Genomic DNA, 2373 nt, shown 5'->3' on the forward strand with positions numbered 1-2373 from the left:
TCGAAGAAGAGAAAAAATCAATGGAACTCAAAGTTTTAAAAAACCAATTGAATCCACATTTTTTATTCAACACCCTAAATAATCTCTACGCTTTAACACTCAAAAAAGACGACAAAGCACCCGAGATTATTGCTAAATTATCCGAAATATTAGACTTTGTCTTATACCGTTGCAATGATGATTTTGTTTGTATAAAAAAGGAAATCAACTTATTGGAAAACTATATTTCATTAGAAAAATTACGCTACAATGAAAACAGATTAGACATTTCATTCACCAAAGACATTCACGAAGACAGCAAAATTTCGCCGCTAATTCTGTTGACTTTTGTAGAAAATGCTTTTAAACACGGCGTAATTAATGAAACCGAAAAAGCAGTAATTCGCATGAATTTAGAAACTAAAAAACAGCAAATTATTTTTTTATCGAAAACACAAAACCTCAAAACGAAACCACGATAAGGTCTGACAAATCACAAATTGGAATCGAAAACGTTCGAAAACAACTGGATTTGCTGTATCCAAAAAAGCATCAGTTGGAAATAGAAATAACTCAAACAAATTTTATTGTGAGACTTTGTATAGATAATTAAAGAAATCTTTTTGGGACCAACTTGTTATCAAATATTTTAATTTTGAAACTTAATTCATGAAATCACACTTTTTAATTTGCATCCTGTCTTTTAGTATTTTTAGCACTACTGAATCCCACTCCCAAACTATTGATACCTTGGTTGATGTTGGAAAACACAAAATCCATTTCAATATTATAAAAGGAAAAGGAGCGGTGATACTTTTTGAATCAGGTGGAGGAAATGATGGAACAGTTTGGAATTCGATTTTAAAACCCATTGCGGAAATAACAGGCGCCACTTTGATAACATACGACAGAGCTGGCTTTGGCAAAAGCACTATTGACACTTTACAAACTGATGATTCAAAACACGGCATCATCAGTAGTATTGAAGATTTAGAAATTGGCTTAAAAAAATTGGGCTACGATAAAGAAATCATTCTCGTTTCGCATTCTTACGGTGGCTATCTTTCGACTCTTTATGCAGCCAAGCATCCTAAATTGGTTAAAGGTGTTGTATTAATCGATGTTAATCATAACTATTATGAAAACGGATATGCCGAAAAACAACAGGTAGGCGAAGAAAAACTTATTCCTGAATGGAAAAAAAACAATAAGGGTATTTATTATATGTCAGCTACTTTTCTAGAAACTGTAAAAATAATGCGTAAAACCAACATACCCCCAAACATTCCCGTTATTGATTTTATAAATGGAATATCCTTTTCAAAATTAAATAATGAAATTGAGAGATGGAAAGAATGTCACAAAAAATATGTAGAGAGCAATCCTAATGTTACTGGTATAACCGCTTATGGATGCCGTCACGGTATTTGGGTAGACAATCCAGCTTTAGTAATATCTACAATTGCAAAAATTTATGCAAATAGTTCAAAACAAAAAGCTGAAATTCAAGAACGCGCTTTACAATATACCATGCAAGCTTGTAATGATGAAAAAGCTGAAGACTTAGCTTTTAACCATTCGGAAGATGATTTAAATAATTGGGGTTATGAATTATTAGGGGAAAATGAAAACCAAAAAGCAGCAGAAGTTTTAAAACTTAATATGGTATTGAATCCAAATAGTTCAAACGCCTTTGATAGTTATGGAGAAGCATTACTGAAAATTGATCGGAAAGAAGAAGCAACTCTTATGTATAAAAAATCTATTGAGCTAAACCCTGAAAATAAAAATGGAAAAGAAGTTTTGGAAAGAATAGCAAAAGACAACTCAAAACCGCTAAATTAGATTTTTATAAATTCTAAACTCCTTATTCTTTTATTGAATGAAATACAAATGCATCATCGTTGACGACGAACCTTTGGCGAGAGAGTTAATTGCTTCTCATTTAGCACATTTCGAAAGTTTCGAAATAATCGATTCTTTCGAAAACGCTCTAAAAGCATATACTTTTTTGGAAAGTAATGACGTTGATTTGATTTTTTTAGATATCGAAATGCCTTTATTAAAAGGAAATGATTTTTTGAAAAAGCTAAAAAATCCTCCCAAAGTAATTTTCTCAACCGCCTACAGAGAATATGCGTTAGAAGGTTATGAACTTAATGTCGTTGATTACCTACTTAAGCCCATTACTTTTGACCGTTTTTTTGTTTCAATAGAAAAATTTAAGCAATTACAAACTTCCAAAAAAGAGAACAAAAAAGTTATTGAAAAGCATATTTTTGTTTCAAGTGGAATCAAAAACATCAAAATTGTTTTTGATGAAATTTTATACATCGAAAGTCTAAAAGATTACATCACCATACATCTTGAAAATAAAATATCTTACCACCTTAA

The 2373-nt window shown here is 31.0% G+C and carries 3 protein-coding genes; all 3 read left to right on the forward strand.

Annotated features, from left to right (window positions below; genetic code table 11):
* On the forward strand, positions 1-461 hold a 461-nt coding region (locus tag ACH2BG_RS13585; RefSeq protein ID WP_395048234.1), incomplete at its 5' end, for a sensor histidine kinase.
* Between the two features lie 187 nt (positions 462-648).
* Entirely contained in the window at positions 649-1824 is a 1176-nt protein-coding gene (locus tag ACH2BG_RS13590) for an alpha/beta fold hydrolase (RefSeq protein ID WP_395048235.1), read from the forward strand.
* 37 nt (positions 1825-1861) lie between these two features.
* Positions 1862-2373: LytR/AlgR family response regulator transcription factor (locus ACH2BG_RS13595; protein WP_395048236.1), on the forward strand; the 512-nt coding region annotated here is incomplete at its 3' end.

Source organism: Flavobacterium sp., from assembly GCF_043779715.1.
Taxonomy (GTDB): Bacteria; Bacteroidota; Bacteroidia; order Flavobacteriales; family Flavobacteriaceae; genus Flavobacterium.